Source organism: Flavobacterium ranwuense (assembly GCF_004349315.1).
Lineage (GTDB): Bacteria > Bacteroidota > Bacteroidia > Flavobacteriales > Flavobacteriaceae > Flavobacterium > Flavobacterium ranwuense.
In genome coordinates, this window is the sequence record NZ_SMLH01000001.1 from 676537 (window position 1) to 696222 (window position 19686).

The 19686-nt window shown below is 33.6% G+C and carries 19 protein-coding genes; 11 read left to right on the forward strand and 8 right to left on the reverse strand.

Annotated features, from left to right (window positions below):
• Nucleotides 1–37 precede the first annotated feature (37 nt).
• Nucleotides 38–1120, forward strand: coding sequence for a DNA polymerase IV (gene dinB, locus E0I61_RS02950; RefSeq protein ID WP_132069300.1), 1083 nt, complete (start codon nucleotides 38–40; stop codon nucleotides 1118–1120).
• 96 nt (nucleotides 1121–1216) lie between these two features.
• Nucleotides 1217–1732: a PAS domain-containing protein gene (locus E0I61_RS02955; RefSeq protein WP_132069302.1), complete on the forward strand. Its 516-nt coding sequence runs from the start codon at nucleotides 1217–1219 to the stop codon at nucleotides 1730–1732.
• A 59-nt stretch (nucleotides 1733–1791) separates the two neighbouring features.
• Here the strand turns inward: E0I61_RS02955 and E0I61_RS02960 are convergent, their stop codons facing one another.
• The 6 genes from E0I61_RS02960 to E0I61_RS02985 form a co-directional block, all read right to left on the reverse strand.
• Entirely contained in the window at nucleotides 1792–2562 is a 771-nt protein-coding gene (locus tag E0I61_RS02960) for a Bax inhibitor-1/YccA family protein (RefSeq protein ID WP_131990530.1), read from the reverse strand.
• 177 nt (nucleotides 2563–2739) lie between these two features.
• Entirely contained in the window at nucleotides 2740–4170 is a 1431-nt protein-coding gene (pyk, locus tag E0I61_RS02965; RefSeq protein WP_132069304.1) for a pyruvate kinase, read from the reverse strand.
• Between the two features lie 5 nt (nucleotides 4171–4175).
• On the reverse strand, nucleotides 4176–4664 hold the full coding sequence (locus E0I61_RS02970) for an IPExxxVDY family protein (protein WP_132069306.1): 489 nt from the start codon (nucleotides 4662–4664) through the stop codon (nucleotides 4176–4178).
• 114 nt (nucleotides 4665–4778) lie between these two features.
• Complete coding sequence (locus tag E0I61_RS02975) at nucleotides 4779–5519, reverse strand: ribonuclease III family protein (RefSeq protein WP_131990524.1); 741 nt, start codon at nucleotides 5517–5519, stop codon at nucleotides 4779–4781.
• A 9-nt stretch (nucleotides 5520–5528) separates the two neighbouring features.
• Nucleotides 5529–6782: a beta-ketoacyl-ACP synthase II gene (gene fabF, locus E0I61_RS02980; RefSeq protein ID WP_132069308.1), complete on the reverse strand. Its 1254-nt coding sequence runs from the start codon at nucleotides 6780–6782 to the stop codon at nucleotides 5529–5531.
• 178 nt (nucleotides 6783–6960) lie between these two features.
• Nucleotides 6961–7197: an acyl carrier protein gene (locus E0I61_RS02985; protein ID WP_007137004.1), complete on the reverse strand. Its 237-nt coding sequence runs from the start codon at nucleotides 7195–7197 to the stop codon at nucleotides 6961–6963.
• Nucleotides 7198–7373: 176 nt separating this feature from the next.
• Here E0I61_RS02985 and purN point away from each other — a divergent pair, with 176 nt between their 5' ends.
• The 4 genes from purN (at nucleotide 7374) to E0I61_RS03005 (ending at nucleotide 11557) form a co-directional block, all read left to right on the forward strand.
• Nucleotides 7374–7937: a phosphoribosylglycinamide formyltransferase gene (gene purN / locus E0I61_RS02990; protein WP_131990520.1), complete on the forward strand. Its 564-nt coding sequence runs from the start codon at nucleotides 7374–7376 to the stop codon at nucleotides 7935–7937.
• An 82-nt stretch (nucleotides 7938–8019) separates the two neighbouring features.
• The gene (gene rnhA / locus E0I61_RS02995; protein WP_131990518.1) at nucleotides 8020–8499 is read left to right on the forward strand and encodes a ribonuclease HI; all 480 of its coding nucleotides are present in this window, start codon (nucleotides 8020–8022) and stop codon (nucleotides 8497–8499) included.
• Between the two features lie 105 nt (nucleotides 8500–8604).
• Complete coding sequence (locus E0I61_RS03000) at nucleotides 8605–9528, forward strand: PfkB family carbohydrate kinase (protein ID WP_131990516.1); 924 nt, start codon at nucleotides 8605–8607, stop codon at nucleotides 9526–9528.
• A gap of 130 nt (nucleotides 9529–9658) precedes the next feature.
• The gene (locus E0I61_RS03005; protein ID WP_131990514.1) at nucleotides 9659–11557 is read left to right on the forward strand and encodes an amidophosphoribosyltransferase; all 1899 of its coding nucleotides are present in this window, start codon (nucleotides 9659–9661) and stop codon (nucleotides 11555–11557) included.
• A 305-nt stretch (nucleotides 11558–11862) separates the two neighbouring features.
• On the opposite strand, the gene E0I61_RS03010 is transcribed toward E0I61_RS03005, so the two are convergent.
• On the reverse strand, nucleotides 11863–12471 hold the full coding sequence (locus tag E0I61_RS03010; protein WP_132069310.1) for a superoxide dismutase: 609 nt from the start codon (nucleotides 12469–12471) through the stop codon (nucleotides 11863–11865).
• 360 nt (nucleotides 12472–12831) lie between these two features.
• Entirely contained in the window at nucleotides 12832–13515 is a 684-nt protein-coding gene (locus E0I61_RS03015) for a ComF family protein (protein ID WP_132069312.1), read from the reverse strand.
• Between the two features lie 97 nt (nucleotides 13516–13612).
• On the opposite strand from E0I61_RS03015, the gene E0I61_RS03020 reads away from it, so the two are divergent.
• The 5 genes from E0I61_RS03020 to E0I61_RS03040 all read left to right on the forward strand — a co-directional run bounded on the left by E0I61_RS03020 (nucleotide 13613) and on the right by E0I61_RS03040 (nucleotide 19633).
• Complete coding sequence (locus E0I61_RS03020; RefSeq protein ID WP_131990508.1) at nucleotides 13613–15154, forward strand: glycine--tRNA ligase; 1542 nt, start codon at nucleotides 13613–13615, stop codon at nucleotides 15152–15154.
• Between the two features lie 360 nt (nucleotides 15155–15514).
• The gene (locus E0I61_RS03025; protein WP_132069314.1) at nucleotides 15515–16327 is read left to right on the forward strand and encodes a LytR/AlgR family response regulator transcription factor; all 813 of its coding nucleotides are present in this window, start codon (nucleotides 15515–15517) and stop codon (nucleotides 16325–16327) included.
• Between the two features lie 182 nt (nucleotides 16328–16509).
• Nucleotides 16510–16794: a 3-oxoacyl-ACP reductase gene (locus tag E0I61_RS03030; protein WP_132069316.1), complete on the forward strand. Its 285-nt coding sequence runs from the start codon at nucleotides 16510–16512 to the stop codon at nucleotides 16792–16794.
• Nucleotides 16795–16898: 104 nt separating this feature from the next.
• Entirely contained in the window at nucleotides 16899–18935 is a 2037-nt protein-coding gene (locus E0I61_RS03035; protein WP_132069318.1) for a tetratricopeptide repeat-containing sensor histidine kinase, read from the forward strand.
• Nucleotides 18936–18937: 2 nt separating this feature from the next.
• Nucleotides 18938–19633 carry a response regulator gene (locus tag E0I61_RS03040; RefSeq protein WP_132069321.1) on the forward strand — a complete coding sequence of 232 codons (696 nt, stop codon included), beginning with the start codon at nucleotides 18938–18940 and terminating at the stop codon, nucleotides 19631–19633.
• The last annotated feature ends 53 nt before the right edge of the window (nucleotides 19634–19686 follow it).

Genomic DNA, 19686 nt, shown 5'->3' on the forward strand with positions numbered 1-19686 from the left:
TCATTAGGAAATAGTATTGGATATTCAATCAGTTTAGATGCAGGAATTAATTCCAAATAGAAAAATCATACACGTTGACATGGATGCTTTCTATGCTTCTGTGGAGCAAATGGACAATCCATTGTTGCGTGGGAAACCTATTGCTGTTGGCGGATCAGAAAACCGAGGTGTTGTTGCTGCGGCAAGTTATGAAGCTAGAAAATTTGGAGTTCGAAGCGCTATTAGTGGGGTTATGGCCAAAAAAAATTGCCCGGAACTGATTTTTGTAAGACCTCGTTTTGACAGATACAAGGAAATTTCGAGTAAAATCCAAAAGATTTTTTATGAATATACGGACTTAGTAGAGCCTTTATCACTTGATGAAGCCTATTTAGATGTCACCAATAATAAAAAAGGAAATCCAAGCGCTACGTTATTGGCACAGGAAATTAGACAGCGTATTTTCAACGAAGTGGGTTTGACGGCTTCGGCAGGAATATCAGTGAATAAGTTTGTGGCTAAAATTGCCAGTGATTACAACAAACCCAATGGTCAAAAAACGGTGAATCCGGATGAAGTTATTTCATTTTTGGAAGAATTACCTATTCGGAAATTTTATGGCGTTGGAAAAGTAACCACTGAAAAAATGTACCAACTGGGAATTTTTACGGGAGTGGAGTTGAAAAGCAAAACATTAGAATTTCTAGAGAAACATTTCGGGAAATCGGGAAACTTTTATTACAATGTTGTAAGAGGAATTCATAACAGCGAAGTGAAATCAGACCGAATTACAAAATCAGTTGCTGCCGAACATACTTTTGATGTTAATCTTTCTTCAGAAATTTTTATGATTGAGAAGTTGGAGGTCATTGCCAATGCATTGGAAAAAAGATTAAAAAGATACAATGTAGCCGGTAAAACAATCACTTTAAAAATAAAATACAGCGACTTTACACAACAGACCCGAAGTAAAACATTGCCTTATTTTATTTCAGATAAAGGATTAATTTTAGAAATTGTAAAGGAGTTGTTGTATCAAGAACGCATGAAGGATTCTGTTCGATTACTTGGAATTTCACTCAGTAATTTAAATACAGAAGAGAAGAAGTTTGTCGTCGTGCAGTTGAAATTCGATTTTTGAAGAACTAATTCACTCGTTCAACAATGGTTAAAGTCTGAAATATGTTGTTTTATTTTTATAAATAAAATTATATTTGGTTTTTTAACATAAAAAGGCATGAGCAATTTTAGACAATATGAAGAGGCAATTGCTAAGTATCACAGTAGTTTAAGCGTAAAAACAGTTCCTGTTTCTTCTTGGGATTTCCATAATGATTTTTTAGGTTTAATAAAAAATCTCTTTGTGGATTTAAATAAACTGGATGCTCTTGCTTCCCAAAATAAATGGATTCGTAATAATTGGGATTTAAAAACAAGACAACAAGAAGAAGTCATAATTGTAACAGATACTAAATTAAACATCGTTTTTGCTTCGCATAATATGATAAAAATGAATGGTTATGTGGAAGCAGAAGTTCTAGGTAAAAGCCCTAATATTTTTCAAGGTGCAGCAACCGATTTGACAATTTTGAACGAAATCCGTAGTGCAATACTAGTTCAAGAACCTTTTGAAAAAACAATTGTGAATTATAAAAAAAACGGAGATGTTTATGGATGTAAGATAAAAGGATTTCCAGTCTTCAATACAAAAGGGCAATTAAGCCACTACATAGCTTTTGAGAAAGCGGCTTAAAAGAGAAAACCTTTCCAATTTGGAAAGGTTTTCTCTTTTATAATTTTTTTATGATGATTTTAATTTTTATTGTTCAATTTAGAAAGTAATCTTAGAAATTCAATATACAACCAAACCAGTGTAATCATTAATCCCATTGCGCCATACCATTCCATGTATTTTGGCATTTTTTGTTCAGCTCCTTTTTCTATTCGGTCAAAATCTAAAAATAAATTTAAAGCAGCAATTACAATAACAAAAATGCTGATTCCAATGCTCATTATTGAGTTTCCATAATGCACGGGAACAAAACTCGTAAACATTGAAAACACCCAAGATATAAGGTAATAGGTTGCAATTGCAAGTGTAGCAGCCACAACAACCGATTTGAATTGCTCTGTTACTTTTACGATTTTATATTTATACAATCCCAGACAAACCATAAACGTTACAAAAGTTGCACCAACCGCCTGAATTACGATTCCGGGATACATAGCTTCAAATATTGCCGAAATTCCACCAATAAACAAACCTTCGAACAAGGCATAGCCTGGTGCTAAATAGGGAGAGTATTGTGGTTTGAAAGCAGAAATAAGCACTAAAACTAATCCCACAATAGCACCGCCAATTGCTGGAACCATCGGATTCATTCCGTTAAAAGTCAACCACCAGATTACTGTTGCAGAAGCTGTAAGAAGTAAAAACAAGATTAGACTTTTATTGATGGTGCCAGACAAAGTCATCTCGTCGTTATAATCAATAAGGATAGCTTGATGTACTTCATCATTTTTTGAAACTGCAGTAGAAAAAGTTTTGTTGTTTAAAAATGGATTTTTAGAATTGAAATTCATAGTTTGTAGGGTTATTTGTTGTTCAAATATAAATTTTATTTTGCAGATGATTGTTTAAATAGTCTTAAAATTTTTTAAAAGGAAAATCATATTACATTGATTGATGCATAAAAATAATCCGTCTTATTTCGTTTTAAAAACGAGACAAGACGGATAAGTATGTAAGTGATTTTTAAACTATTCTATTTCAGAAACTCTCAAGGTATTAACCATTCCTTTTTCTTTTATTGGCATTGCGGCTAAATTAATAACAAAATCTCCTTTGGCAACATACCCTTTTTCTTTAACGATATCATTTATATCAGTCACAGTATCATCGGTGCTTACTCTTTTGTCATACAAGAACGATTTTACCCCCCATAATAAACTCAATTGGGTAAGGATTCTTTTATTTGAAGTAAAAACTAAAATATGCGCGTTAGGTCTCCATGCCGAAATCTGGAAAGCAGTATAGCCACTATTTGTCAAGGTACAGATGGCTTTAGCTTTGATAACATTAGCCATAGTTGCGGCGTGATGACAAATTGTTTTAGTGATAAAACGTTTTGTTTTAATCTGTGGCGTGTTTTGTGGTACTTGAATTAGCGGAGAATCTTCCACTGCTTCAATAATTTGTGTCATTTTTTGAATTACCTGAACCGGATAGTTACCGGTAGCCGTTTCTCCAGAAAGCATTACTGCATCTGCACCGTCCATAACCGAGTTGGCAACATCGTTCACCTCTGCACGTGTTGGTGTCAAGCTAGTAATCATTGTTTCCATCATTTGAGTGGCAACAATTACTGGAATTCTGGCAGTTTTAGCTCTGCGAATCAATTCTTTTTGAACTAGAGGAACTTCATGTGCTGGAAGTTCAACTCCTAAATCTCCACGAGCGACCATCAAACCATCACAATAAGCAACAATTTTGTCAATATTTTCTAATGCTTCCGGCATTTCTATTTTGGCAATAATTGGAATTTTATAATCCGAATGTTTGGCTATTAATTCCTGTAATTCCTGTAAGTCTTGTGGTGTTTTTACAAAAGATAATGCAATCCAATCAACGTTTTGTCCAATAGCAAAAATAGCATCTGCTATATCTTTTTCGGTCATAGCGGGAAGAGAAATTTTTGTATTAGGAAGATTTACTCCTTTTTTAGATTTCAATTCACCACCTTGAATCACTTTTGCTAAAACTTCTGTTTTTTTATCCGTTTCAACAATTTCAAAGATAAGTTTTCCATCATCAAGCAAAATTCTTTCTCCAGGGTTTACATCATTTGGAAAGTTTTGGTATTTCATGAATACTTTCTTTGCAGTTCCAAGAATGTCTTCGGCGGTGGTAAATGTAATTAAATCACCATCATGAACTATTACACCTTCTTCCATAACTCCTACTCGAAGTTTTGGTCCTTGTAAATCACCCAGGATTGCAGTTGTATAGCCAAATTCTTCATTAAGGCCTCGTATGATATTAATTTTTTCTTTTACATCATTGTAATCAGCATGAGAGAAATTCACTCTAAACACATTTACACCGGCATCAATCATGTCTTTTATGATTTCTCTTGTACTACATGCGGGCCCAAGTGTGGCTACAATTTTTGTTTTTTTGTTTGTGAGCATTTGTATTAAAAAATTAAATTGTTTTTTGATTTTATTTGATTTGTATCTACCGTATAAACTGTGGATACGTTATCTATGGTATTTAATAGGATCTGTATTTTGGATACATTCATGGTATCGTCGTTGTTTTCTATTTTTAAAAAGTAATCTACTTTTTTAAATTCCGGAAGTAAAAATACTTTGGTTGAAACTTCCATTGTTACATTTGAAAATAGATTTTGAGTATTCTCTTTTTTGTATTGGGTAACCTCATTTTTATTTTGAATCAAATCCCAAGAGACGTCTTTTTCGGGATCATTATAATAAAATCTCGAAAAATAGGTCTCGCCTTCTTTTATATTAATTTGAATTTCATTTTTGCTTTTACTCAAATTTATAGGCAGCTTTTGATTAATAAAATAAGCCAATCTATAGTCCTCTAATGAAGTATGAATTGCGATGAGATCGTAATCTATTTCGTCAAATTCGCCAAGATCCAATTTATGAATAGCCATTTTATGAAAAAATAAGATGTAAATATAGTATTTCTAACGAAGTATAGACCTCTCAGAATAAGATGTTTTCGTTAATTTATGAACGAAAACGTTATAGTTTTATGAAAATTGATATTATTTTCTGTCCATTTTTTCTTGAAATGCAAAATAAGCACGTTGGGATGCTTTTTCTTCCGCTTTCTTTTTTGAAGTTGCTCTTGCTCTTGCAATCACTTTGTCATCAATACTAAGTTTTACGCCAAATAAACGTTGCCCGTCAATGGCGTTATCTTCGAAAATATCATAATGAAATATTTTCTTTTCTTTTTGGCACCATTCTATTACCAAACTTTTATAGCTAATTACTTTTCCTTCGAGTCTTGCGATATCTACGTAAGGAATTATAACTCTTTTTTGTATGAATTTTTCACAATATACATAGCCTCTATCAAGATAAATTGCTCCTACGAGTGATTCAAAGATATTGCCATGTATGTTTTCTCCAAAATGCTGTATCGGCACTTTGCTTTCTATATATTGTACTAAATTTAGGTCTTTCCCTAATTCGTTCAAATGTTCTCTACTTACAATCTTTGAACGCATTTTAGTAAGATAACCTTCGTCTCCAGCGGGTGCTTTACTGAATAAATGTGCTGCAATTACCGAGCTTAACATGGCGTCACCCAAAAATTCCAATCGTTCGTAATTGATAGGGTTTCCTAAAATATCCAGACGATTTGAGGAACGATGTGTGAAGGCTTTCTTATAATAATCTAAGTTTATTGGATCAAAACCTAAGATTTTTTGAATAGAATCAAAAAAAATCCCGTCTTCTGGAGAACGGGATTTTGAAAATATTTTCCTGATTATACGCATATATAATTATTAGATTTCTAATTTTTTTACCAATACACAAGCATTGTGACCGCCAAAACCAAAAGTATTACTCATAACAACATTCATTTCTCTTTTCTGAGCTTTGTTGAAAGTAAAATTTAATTTAGAATCAATGCTTTCATCATTTGTAAAATGATTTATTGTAGGTGGTACTATTCCATGTTTCATGGAAAGAATAGAAGAAATTGTTTCAACAGCTCCTGCTGCGCCAAGTAAATGACCAGTCATGGATTTTGTTGAATTTAGATTCATTGTGTAAGCGTGTTCGCCAAAAACATGAAGTATAGCTTTAGATTCTGCCATATCTCCAAGAGGCGTTGAAGTTCCGTGCATGTTTACTCCGTCAACGTCGGTTGGTTTCAAACCAGCGTCTCTCAAGCAGTTCAACATTACGTTTTTGGCACCCAATCCATCAGGATGTGGAGCGGTTATATGATGCGCATCTGCTGACATACCGCCACCGCCAATCTCGCAATATATTTTTGCTCCACGAGCAATAGCATGTTCGTATTCTTCAAGAATTAAAGCTCCGGCTCCTTCTCCTAAAACAAATCCATCACGGTCTTTATCCATAGGTCTGGAAGCTGTTTTTGGATCGTCATTTCTTGTTGATAAAGCATGCATGGCGTTAAATCCCCCCATACCTGCTATAGTCACAGCCGCTTCAGATCCACCTGTTACCATAACATCTGCATGGCCTAATCTGATGTAATTGAAAGCATCAATAATAGCATTTGTAGAAGATGCGCAAGCAGAAACAGTAGCGAAGTTTGGTCCTCTAAATCCGTATTTTATAGAAATATGACCACAGGCAATATCTGAAATCATTTTTGGAATAAAGAATGGGTTGAATTTAGGAGTTCCATCGCCTGCTGCAAAATTCAACATTTCGATTTGAAAGGTCTCCAATCCACCAATTCCTGAACCCCAAATAACACCGGCTCTGTCTTTATCTAATGTTTCCAGATTGAATCCGGCATCATTTACTGCTTCGTCTGATGACACCATTGCGTATTGTGCATAGCGGTCCATTTTTCTAGCCTCTTTTCTGTCTAAGAAATCTTCAGCATTAAAATTTTTCAATTCGCATGCAAATTGAGTTTTAAATTTTGAAGCGTCAAAATAAGTGATTGGAGCAGCTCCACTAACGCCGTTAATAAGTCCGTTCCAATACTCTTCAATGTTATTTCCAATGGGTGTAAGAGCGCCTAAACCTGTTACAACAACTCGTCTTAATACCATAAATTCTATTTTTGTTATCTTTAAACAAATAAAACCCATGCTTTCTTTACTGTATTACTATTACGAAAGAGCCATGGGTATTACAATAAATATAGTTTTGATTGAAATTCAATCTCGAATTTAATTTTTAAAAAATAATAACACCCGTTTACAGGATTGCAAACGGGTGTATAATTTATTATTTTTTAGCTTCCTCGATATAAGAGATTGCTTGACCTACAGTAGCGATGTTTTCTGCTTGATCATCTGGAATTTGAATGTCAAATTCTTTTTCGAATTCCATAATAAGCTCAACAGTGTCTAATGAGTCAGCTCCTAAATCATTAGTGAAGCTTGCTTCTGTTACAACTTCGTTTTCGTCAACACCTAATTTGTCTACGATAATCGCTTTTACTCTTGATGCAATGTCTGACATAATCTTTAATTTTAGAATTTAATTTGTTGGCAAAAATAAAAAACTTTATTTTAAAACAACTATTTAGTTAATAAATGTGACATCTAATTTATGAAATTTATTTTAACAAAGCTGTCGCAATGTTATTTATTTTCATTTTTTATGCCTTTTTTTGTGCAATTAAAATAGGATAGGTTATGAAAAAAATTGTGATTTTTGCTTCTGGATCGGGGACTAATGCTGAAAATATCATAAAGTATTTTGCGAAAACAAAAATTGGAACGATCGAAGCGGTGTTTACAAATAATCAAAGTGCTCTAGTGATTGAAAGGGCAAAAAACTATGGAGTTCCAGCTATAATTTTCTCAAAAGAAGAACTGATTGAAGGTATTGTATTACAAAAAATAAATGAAATTCAACCAGATTTGATTGTTTTGGCAGGATTTTTATTAAAATTTCCCGAAAATATCATTGCAGTCTATCCTAATAAGATCATAAACATTCATCCGGCATTACTGCCAAAATACGGCGGAAAAGGAATGTATGGTATGTATATCCATAGAGCAATTGTTGGCAATAAAGAGGTGGAAACTGGAATTACAATTCATTTTGTTGATGAAAATTATGATGAAGGGAATATTATTTTTCAAAAAAAGATAGCTTTATCGGGAGATGAAACTCCAGAAGAAGTTGCTGGTAAAATACATGAATTAGAACAAAAGTATTTCCCAGAAATAATTGAGAGATTGTTAGAAAATTAGAATATCAGGCTTCTTAGAAAAGTTACTATATCCTCACAAAAAATCTAACAATCTAAAAGATCACCAAGTCTAAAAATCTAAAATGGAACACGAAGTACACATATATACGGATGGTGCTGCCAAGGGAAACCCTGGGAACGGGGGGTATGGGGTAGTAATGGAATGGGTAGGAAAGCCGTATAAGAAAGAATTCTATGAAGGTTTTCGTCGTACTACCAATAATAGGATGGAATTGCTGGGGGTAATTGTAGGTCTCGAAAAATTAAAAAATCCGAACACTAGTGTTTTAGTAGTTTCGGATTCTAAGTATGTGGTAGATTCAGTTGTGAAAAAATGGATTTTAGGCTGGGAAAAAAAAGGATTTGTTGACAGGAAAAATTCCGACTTGTGGAAACGTTTTTTGGTGGTGTATAGAAAGCACCAAGTTGATTTCAAATGGATCAAAGGACATAATAATCATGTCCAAAACGAAAGATGTGATGAATTAGCCGTTATGGCTTCGATGCAAAAGCAACTTTCAGTCGATGCTTTTTACGAGAAAGAAGAAGAAAAATTGTTGTAAATAACTGTTTTTCAGTGTGATAAATTGTGAAAATTTTACGATTGTGAGGCATTGCAACTTTACAACTTATAAGCTATCTTTGCGCCTTAATTCGAAACTGATAAAATGAATAAATTATTGATTGTTGGAAGCGTTGCTTTTGATGCCATAGAAACGCCTTTTGGCAAAACAGATAAAATTTTAGGCGGAGCCGCACCTTATATAGGGCTTTCGGCTTCTTTTTTTAATTTACAATCTGCCATAGTTTCTGTAGTTGGCGATGATTTTCCACAAGAATATTTAGATTTATTGACAGCAAGAAATATTGATATCTCGGGACTTGAAATAGTAAAAGGCGGAAAAACGTTTTTTTGGAGCGGACTTTACCATAATGATTTGAATTCAAGAGATACATTGGCAACAGAACTTAATGTTTTGGGTGATTTTCAACCAAAAGTACCTCAAAATTTTAAAAATGCTGATGTAGTGATGTTAGGTAACCTACATCCATTGGTACAAAGTAGTGTTTTGGACCAAATGGAAAGCAAACCAAAATTAGTGGTTTTAGACACTATGAATTTTTGGATGGATTGTGCTTTACCAGAATTGCTTGACGTAATGAAACGTATAGATGTAATCACTATTAATGATGAAGAAGCAAGACAGCTTTCCGGAGAATATTCTTTGGTAAAAGCAGCTGCGAAAATTCGTAAAATGGGACCAGAATATGTGGTGATAAAAAAAGGAGAGCACGGAGCGCTTTTGTTTCATAAAAAAGAAGTGTTTTTTGCGCCAGCATTGCCATTAGAAGAAGTTTTTGATCCAACTGGGGCAGGAGATACTTTTGCTGGTGGATTTGCAGGATTTATAACGCAGAGTGAAAACATCTCTTTTGAGAACATGAAAAATGCCGTTATTTATGGTTCTAATTTAGCTTCATTTAGTGTGGAAAAATTTGGAACAGAAAGAATGGTTAATTTAGATAAAGAGGAAGTAGTGTCCAGATTGAAACAATTCAAATCACTGACACAGTTCGACATAGAATTATAATGCACTGAAACCTCGGAAACGAGGTTTTTTTGTTAAATAAAATTAGCAGGGAATTACATCTGATTTGTTGATTTTTTAGATCAGTTCAATATATTTTTTAGAATAACACAACAACACAAACAACCTTACAATGAGTGATGCTTTAAAACACGAGTGTGGTATAGCCTTAATTAGACTACTCAAACCGCTTGAATTTTATAAAGAGAAATACGGAACTGCTTTCTACGGAATACAAAAAATGTATCTTCTTATGGAAAAGCAGCACAATCGCGGGCAAGACGGAGCAGGTTTTGCAAGCATAAAACTAGATGTGGAGCCGGGAGAACGTTACATCAGTAGAGTTCGATCTAATCATGCTCAACCTATTCAAGATGTTTTTGCTCAAATAAACGACAGAATAAATGAGGAAATGGCTTCTCATCCAGAATATGCGGATGATGTAGCACTTCAAAAACAGAAAATCCCATATTTAGGGGAGCTGTTTTTAGGACACGTTCGTTATGGAACTTTTGGTAAAAACAGTATTGAGAGTGTTCATCCTTTTTTACGTCAGAACAATTGGATGCACAGAAACTTGATTTTGGCAGGAAATTTTAATATGACCAATGTCAAAGAACTTTTTCAAAGTTTAGTTGAACTAGGTCAGCATCCAAAAGAAATGGCGGATACGGTTACAGTAATGGAAAAAATTGGTCATTTTCTGGATGATGCAGTAACTGATTTGTACCAAGAATGTAAAGTTAATGGATTAACAAAAAGAGAAGCTTCGCCAGTAATTGCTGAAAAGCTGGATGTTGCTAAAATTTTAACCAGAGCTTCTAAGAATTTAGATGGAGGTTATGCTATGGCAGGACTTCTGGGTCATGGTGATTCATTCGTATTTAGAGACCCGGCAGGAATCCGTCCCGCTTATTTTTATCAAGATGATGAAATAGTAGTAGTGGCTTCTGAAAGACCGGTAATCCAGACTGTTTTTAATGTTCCTTTTGAAAAAGTTCAGGAAATTGAACCTGGGAATGCATTAATTATCAAGAAAAATGGGACTGTTTCTATGCAGGAAATTCTTCCGCCAACGGTTAAGAAAGCATGTTCTTTTGAGCGAATTTATTTCTCGAGAGGAAGTGATGCTGAAATATATCAAGAAAGAAAAAATTTAGGAAAACTTATTTTGCCTGCCGTTTTAAAATCAATAGACGAAGATACAGACAATACCGTTTTTTCTTATATACCAAATACGGCAGAGACTTCATTTTACGGATTAGTTGAAGCAGCGCAAGATTTCTTGAACCAAAGAAAGAACAACTATATTCTGGAAAATAAAGATACTTTGACAAAAGATTCTTTACAGGAATTACTTTCAGTGAAAATCCGTACCGAAAAAGTAGCCATTAAAGATGCTAAATTAAGAACCTTTATTACAGAGGATAGTAGTCGTGACGATTTAGTAGCCCACGTATATGATGTTACGTATGGTGTTATTAAACCTACGGATAATTTGGTAATAATAGATGATAGTATTGTTCGAGGTACAACTTTGAAAATGAGTATTATCAAAATGATGGATCGTTTGAATCCAAAAAGAATAGTCATAGTTTCATCAGCACCACAAATACGCTATCCGGATTGTTACGGAATTGATATGGCAAAACTAGAAGGTTTAGTAGCTTTCAAAGCAGCTTTAGAGTTGCTTAAAGAAAGAAACTTATATCATATTGTTGACGAAGTGTATGTGAAATGTAAAGCACAAGAAAACTTCAAGGACATTGATGTTGTAAATTACGTAACAGCAATATATGCGCCTTTTCAACCACAAGAGGTTTCAGATAAAATTGCACAAATGTTGAGTTCTCCTGAGATAAAAGCTGAAGTGAAAATTATTTTTCAAAGGGTAGAAGATCTCCATATAGCTTGTCCGAAAAATTTAGGAGACTGGTACTTTACCGGAGACTATCCAACACCTGGAGGGAACCGAGTGGTAAACCGAGCATTCATGAATTTCTATGAAGGAAAAGATGCCAGAGCATACTAATATCGCCGATGATGGGGTTTTAATCGGTTTTCTAAGTTGTTCGTCTAATTTATTTGGTGGCAACCAAGAACTGATATAAATTTGAATCACCATAACATTAGTAGGTTAAGTTTATGGTAGATTTGGGGCAAAAAGGGTGGAAGAAATTCCACCTTTTTTATTGGAATAAAGTGAAGAAATGAGATAAACAAAAAGCGCCGATTTCAAAATTTTGAAATCGGCGCTTTTTGTTTTAAGAGAAAAGAAATAAGAGAAAAGACAACAGTAATTTTTGAAGTCTTTATTCTTTCATTTTGACTCTCTTTTTATTTCTCTAAAGCATATCTTCTTGCAACTTCCGTCCAGTTAATTACATTGAAAAAAGCTTCAATATAATCAGGTCTTCTGTTTTGATAATGCAAATAGTAAGCATGTTCCCAGACATCCATTCCTAAAATTGGAGTTCCGCCACAACCTACACCTGGCATTAATGGATTGTCTTGGTTTGGAGTGCCGCAAACATCTACTTTTCCACCTTTATGAACACAAAGCCAAGCCCATCCAGAACCAAATTGGGTAATTCCCGCTTTGCTGAATTTTGCTTTAAACTCTTCAAAAGTCCCAAAAGCAGCTTCAATAGCAACTAGTAAATCACCAGTTGGAAGTCCGCCACCGTTTGGTGTCATTACGGTCCAAAACAAGTTGTGGTTGTAAAATCCACCACCATTGTTACGAACAGCAGCATTTTTCAGGTCAAGATTAATCAAAATATTTTCAATCGTCTTACCTTCCATATCCGTTCCAACAATAGCTGCATTAAGATTGGTAGTATAAGCATTGTGATGTTTAGAATGGTGAATTTCCATTGTACGCGCATCAATATAAGGTTCTAATGCGTCATACGCATAAGGTAATTGTGGTAATTCAAAAGCCATAATATGATTGTTTAAATGATTTATAAATATTTTTATTCAAATTTAAACATTAAACTTTGGAAACGGAAATTCTATTTCGTTATAATTTCATTAAATTAATTAATAGTGTGCTCTTTGGGGTTGTAACAGACTTGTTTTCAGGAGCTATTTACTTCGTCAGTTCGCTCCGCTCGTGTCCTGCTTTCCGCTCCAATCTTTTTATTCGCCGAAAAGGCTTATAAAAAGGATTTTCACTTCAAACGAAGTTCACTGAACTCCTATGAGAATAAAAGTTAGGTGAAGTAATCAGGGATGAAAAACGATTGTATTTTAAATTGCCATTCTGTTTTAAATGCAAGTTTTAGAATTGAAATTTCCAAATTACGATTGCGCCATCGCCATACAAACAATACTAATTTTTGCCCCGGGAATTTTTAGTAAAGCTCGGGAACAGGCTTCTAATGTAGCTCCAGTTGTAATAACATCATCAATTAAAAGGAAATGTTTGCGGTGGTCTTTTTCAGTAAACACAACATCAAAAGTGCTTTCGATTCCTTCCGTTCTGCCTAATAAGTTTTTCTTGGATTGCGTTTTTGAATACACATTCCGAATCAAAAGCGAATCATTATAATCGATATTTAAACTGAAAGAAAGTGCTTTTCCAAAAGAGGTAACTTGATTGTATCCTCTTTCTTTTAGTTTTCTTCGGTGCAATGGAACAGGAATAATTTCATCTACAGACTCTAATAATTCGATGGTTTTTAAATCTTCGGCGTACCATTCGCCAAGAACAGTTCCTATTTCCTCATGTCCTTTATATTTCAAATTATGGATAAGCTCTTGGACGATTCCTTTTTTATGAAAATAAAATAATGCCGAAGTATGAAGTACAGGAATTCGCCCATAAAACTTTTTGAAAGCATCGTTTTCTGAATTTAAATAATGATTCGTCAACGGAATATCATGTCTGCAAACCGTACAAATCACATTTTCATTGGTCAATAAAAAGGAGCTGCAACCGGAACAGACTTTTGGAAAAAATAGATTTATAATGCTTTCAAACATGTAATCAGGGATTTATTTATAAAAATAGACAAATCAATGCTTCAATCTTTAACAATTTTCTTTTTTTTAAGTTCACTTTTTATATTTTTGCAATACTATGGCAAAACAAGAAGATTTATTTAAGAATGTAATTTCGCACGCGAAAGAATACGGATTTATTTTTCCGTCAAGCGAAATATACGATGGTTTAAGTGCAGTCTATGATTATGCACAAAACGGAGTAGAATTAAAAAAGAACATACGCGAATATTGGTGGAAAGCAATGGTTCAAATGAACGATAATATTGTTGGCCTTGACGCGGCAATTTTGATGCACCCAACCACTTGGAAAGCATCAGGTCACGTAGACGCTTTTAATGATCCATTGATAGACAACAAAGATTCGAAAAGAAGATATAGAGCTGACGTTTTGATTGAAGATTATGCCGAAAAGCTAAATCAAAAAGCAATCAAAGAAATCGAAAAAGCGCGTGCTCGTTTTGGTGATGCTTTCAACGAACAGGAATTTGTAACTACAAATGCCCGTGTGATGGAGTACAAAGCCAAAGAAAGAGAAATTCTGGAAAGAATGGCACGTTCTTTAGGTAACGAAGATTTGGAAGATGTAAAAGCATTAATTGAAGAATTAGAAATTGCTTGTCCGGAATCTGGTTCTAGAAATTGGACTGAAGTCCGTCAATTCAACTTGATGTTCGGTACTAAATTAGGAGCTTCGGCCGATTCAGCAATGGATTTATATTTGCGTCCGGAAACGGCTCAGGGTATTTTTGTGAATTTCTTGAATGTTCAAAAATCAGGAAGAATGAAAGTTCCTTTTGGAATTGCACAAACCGGAAAAGCGTTTAGAAATGAAATCGTTGCCCGACAATTCATTTTCCGTATGCGTGAATTCGAACAAATGGAAATGCAATTTTTTGTGCGTCCAGGCGATGAAATGAGATGGTATGAACATTGGAAAACAGCTAGACTAAATTGGCATTTGTCATTAGGACTTGGAAAAGAAAATTACCGTTTCCATGATCATGAAAAATTAGCACATTATGCAAATGCTGCTGCTGATATTGAATTTAACTTCCCTTTTGGATTCAAAGAATTGGAAGGAATTCACTCTCGTACTGATTTTGATTTGAAAGCACACGAACAGTTCTCCGGTAGAAAATTACAGTATTTTGATGCTGAATTAAACCAGAATTATGTTCCTTATGTAGTGGAAACTTCAGTAGGATTAGATAGAATGTTCTTGGCTGTTTTTGCAACTTCATTAAAAGAAGAAACGTTAGAAGATGGTTCCACAAGAACAGTGCTGAAATTACCTTCAGTTTTGGCTCCTACAAAAGCGGCAATTTTACCATTGGTTAAAAAAGACGGATTACCAGAAATCGCACATAAAATCATTGACGATTTGCGTTGGGATTTCAATGTGGCGTATGATGAAAAAGATGCGGTAGGGAGACGTTACAGAAGGCAAGATGCCTTAGGAACTCCTTTTTGCATTACCGTAGATCATCAAACTATCGAAGATCAAACGGTAACGATTCGTCATAGAGATACAATGAAACAAGATCGTGTAAACATTGCAGACTTGAAATCAATTATTGAAAATGAAGTTTCAATGAAAAACTGGTTGATGAAAATGTAATCAAATATTTTTTATATAAGAAAAGCTTTCCGAATAGGAAGGCTTTTTGCTTTTAGGATAGTATCAAATGATTTTTGTGAGGCACAATTAATTAGAATGAACGGATTTATTAGTTTCTTTTACAATACAGATTTACGCTCTTCATCGGATTTATTTGCACTTCATCTTAATGTGTCAACATTTGTCAAAAACATATTAACAACATATATGAAAAAAAGGTTAAATGCTTATTTTTAGAATGTTAAATAAGAGTTTTTTGTTTAACTAGTTTCCCAAAACTACCATTATTACTTAATAATTTAAAGTATATTTTACTTTGGACATATAATGTAATGCTAACAATTCCAGGAAAAACCATTGATGAATTATTCGTACATTATTATTGACGACGATCAAGAAAGTGTTTTGAAAACAAAAGCCATGGCTGATAGTTTTTCAGAGCTCGATTTTGTAGCATCAGCTAATAATTATGAAGAGGGTTTAAATCTCATTTTAGAACACACTCCGCAAATAGTTTTTCTGGAAATTGACCCAGTTAATCCCGCCAGTAATTTGTCGTTGGCTCTTATTAATGAGCTGCACAGGTATTTGAAAGTGATTCCTAAAATTATCATTACAACGGCTAGGAAAGATTTAGCTTTTGATGCTATAAAATATGAGGTTTCCGATTATTTAATAAAACCACTGGCACGGATAGATTTTATAAAATCAGTTTTAAAATTGAATAAATCAATTGTTCCAAAAGAAGTCTTTTTAGAACAATCATTAGTTGCTGATGAAGAACCAGCAGTTTTTGCCAGACAAGAAGTATCAAATCAAGATCAATCTCTTATTCTGTGTATAAAATCCTATGGGGATTACAGATACATTGCTGCCAAAGATATTTGCTATTTCCAAGCCGATAATAATTCTACGGATATATACCTAAATAATGGTGAAATGATAACTGCTTTCAAAACATTGAAGCATTTCGAAGGCGTCTTGTCTTTTCCTTTTATTAGAATTCATAACAGTTATATAGTAAACCGTAATTATATTTCTAGAATTCATAGTGGAAACTCAGTGTGTTATATTAAAAACAGTGCCGTAAAAATTCCGTTTTCCAAATCCTATAAGGTAAATATCGACCTTATTATTTCTGATTTCTCCAACGGAAATTATCTGGAAATTTAAAAAACAGCCATTCACTTTAATTTGATGGTCATTCACTATCAAACGGCTATATTCTACCATAAACGCCTTTTTTTGTAGGAATTTTTGAAGTTGTCTCTGTAGTTTTACAAAAGAATCTCACACAAATGTGGTTTCAAAACAAAACAAGACAAAACAAAACAACAACATAAAAACCCCAAATTATGAAAAAAGCAATCTTAACAATCGGATTATTTTCTTTAGTGATGATATTGACATCTTTTACTACGCCTGAGACTAAAAACAATGCTAAAGTTGAAAACAATGCAATTGTACACTTGACTGGGAATCAATCAGTAGGTGGAAATCAAAAGGTAGATTTGACAGGAAATCAATCAGTAGGTGGAAATCAAAAAGTAGACTTGACAGGAAATCAATCAGTAGGTGGGAATAAAAAAGTGGACTTGACAGGAAATCAATCAGTAGGTGGGAATCAAAAAGTGGACTAAATCAATCGTCTTGAATAAAATAGTTAGGCTATCAAATTTTTGATAGCCTTTTTTTATGACAATAGTTTTATTTTACTATTTTTGATGAAATTCAAAAGGAACTATTGAAAAAAACGTACTACATATTTCTACTACTGTTGTTGGTTTTTTTTGGTTGTGTCAAGAGAGACAAGGCAATTGCTACCGTTGGTTCCCCGGAGGATAGCATCACTTCTTATCTGTCCTTTGCAAAAGACAACAGCCTACCGCTCCAAAAAAAACAAGAATACAACCAAAAAGCGTTTGCCATTATCATCAATCAGCCAAACGATTCGATGAATAAGGTAAAATTGTTTAGGGTAGCCAATCGGTATTATAACATGAATGATTGGAATGGGTATAAAGAAACAGTACATCATGTTTTGGAAAACTCAAAAAGTAGTAAGGATAGTGTAAACATGGCCAAAGCCTACACTTATTTAGGGGATTATTACGCTGCCCAAGCGGTTTCGGATAGCGCCTTTATGTACTATTCCAAGGCCGAGAAAATGTATGGTCATGATAATTACAACTTGGCAAGAACACGATTGAATAAAGGAATGTTACAATATGGTGAAGGGGATTTTTCGGGTAGTGAAATAACTGTATTCAGTGCCCTGCGGGCCGTAAAAGAAGAAAAGGCCAATGATGTTCTATACGACTCCTATAACCTTTTAGGGGTAGTTTACAATGAGCGAGAGGAATATGACAGGGCTTTGGAATTTCATAACAAGGCCTTAGCTAATATAGATGAAACAGTAATGCCATCCGTATTCCAGTCGAAAGCCACTTCATTGAACAATCTTGGGTTTGTTTATCAAAATATGAACAAACATAAACAGGCAATGTCTTATTTTCGACAAGGATTAGAACAAGAAAACTTATTAATTGATAAGCCGTCGTTATATGCGATGATTTTGGATAATTTAGCGTATTCGAAATTCAAGCTGAAAGAATCTGAGGGGTTGCCAGAGCTGTTTTATCAATCACTGAAGCTGAGGGATAGTTTGCAATTGACAGCTGGAATTATTACTAATAAAATCCATTTATCGGAATATTTTGCGTCTAAAAAGGACACCATAAAAGCGATACAATATTCCAAAGAAGCACTTGTAACAGGCCAGAGTTCCAAAAACTTAAAGAATGTCTTGGCTTCCCTTAAGCAATTGGCTGTGATAGAACCCAAAAAAGCAGCTGTTTATAACAGGCAATACATTCATATCAATGACAGTCTGCAAAAGGCGGAGCGGAATATGGGGGAGAAATTCACCCGCATAGAGTATGAAACGGATAAAATAAAAGATGAGAACACTAATCTTGAGGTTCAAAACAGGAATTTAGTTTTTATTTTCAGTGGATTAGCGATGTTGGGAATGTTGTTGTTTGTAATTAAAGCTCAAAAAACTAAAAATAGAGAATTATTGTTCAAACAAGAACAGCAAAAGGTAAATGAAGAAATTTACAATCTAATGATTTCGCAACAGAACACTATCGAGACAAATAGAGTAAAAGAGAAAAAAAGAGTGGCTCAGGAATTGCACGATGGAGTTTTGGGGAGAATGTTTGGTATTCGGATGAACTTAGATAGTTTAAATAAAATTCACGATGGAACTGCTGTTGAAAAAAGAAACAACTACTTAACAGAGTTGAAAAGTATTGAGCAGGATATTCGTGAAATTTCCCATGATTTAAATAGAGAAAAATCAGAATTAATTAATAACTTCGTTGCTATTGTAGATAATTTACTTGAAGAACAGAAAAAGACATTCAAACCTAAATTATTTGCAAGTATTGACAGAACCATAAAATGGGAGTTGTTAAGCAATTCTATTAAAATAAATTTATACAGGATTATTCAAGAGTCACTTCAAAATATTAATAAGTATGCTCAAGCAAATACTATTAAAGTAGAACTTAAAAAAATTGAGGATGATTTATTTTTAACCATAAGTGATGATGGTAATGGATTTGATGTAAATAGATCAAAAAAGGGCATTGGTTTGCAAAATATACAATCTCGCACCATAGAATGCAATGGAACGGTTGACATAAAATCAAAAAAAGGAAATGGAACAATTATTACGATTGCAGTTCCATTTGAAAACAAACAAATACTTACATAGAAATGACAATTGCCTCAGATGTAAAGACAACAACTAAAAATAACATATTAATCGTTGATGATCACCCTTTTATTATTGAAGGATACAAAAATGCGATTACAAGATATAATCCTCAAGAATTTGATTTTTTAATTAGTCAGGCCAAAGATTGTGAATCGGCATATAATATCATTACAAACCCCGATACTATAGCTTTTGATATAGCTTTTTTAGATATTAGTATGCCTTCTTATGAAGAAAAAGGTATTTATAATGGCGAGGATTTGGCAAGATTGATATCGGAATTTATGCCAAACTGTAAAATAATTTTGCTTACCATGTATACAGAATTATTAAAGATAAAAACTATTATAAAAACTATAAATCCTAGTGGACTGGTTATAAAAAATGATTTAACATTTGATGAATTACTTTTTGCTTTCGATAAAGTTATAAAAAATGAAAAATATTATAGTCAGTCGGTTCTAAAAATGCTAAACCAATCCGAGGTAGATAGTATAGAAATTGATCAATTTGATAAAGAAATTTTATTTCATATTTCAAAGGGAACTAAGCTGAGTGATATACCACAATACATTCCAATTTCATTAGGAGCAATTGAGAGAAGAAAGATAAAATTAAAAGAATTACTAAAGATAGAAGACGGTAGTGATATTGACTTAGTCCGAGAGGCAAAAAACAAAGGCTTACTTTTCTAAATTTACTCAAACAAAAAAACGACACCTTAAAAGTGTCGTTTTTTTGTTTTTAA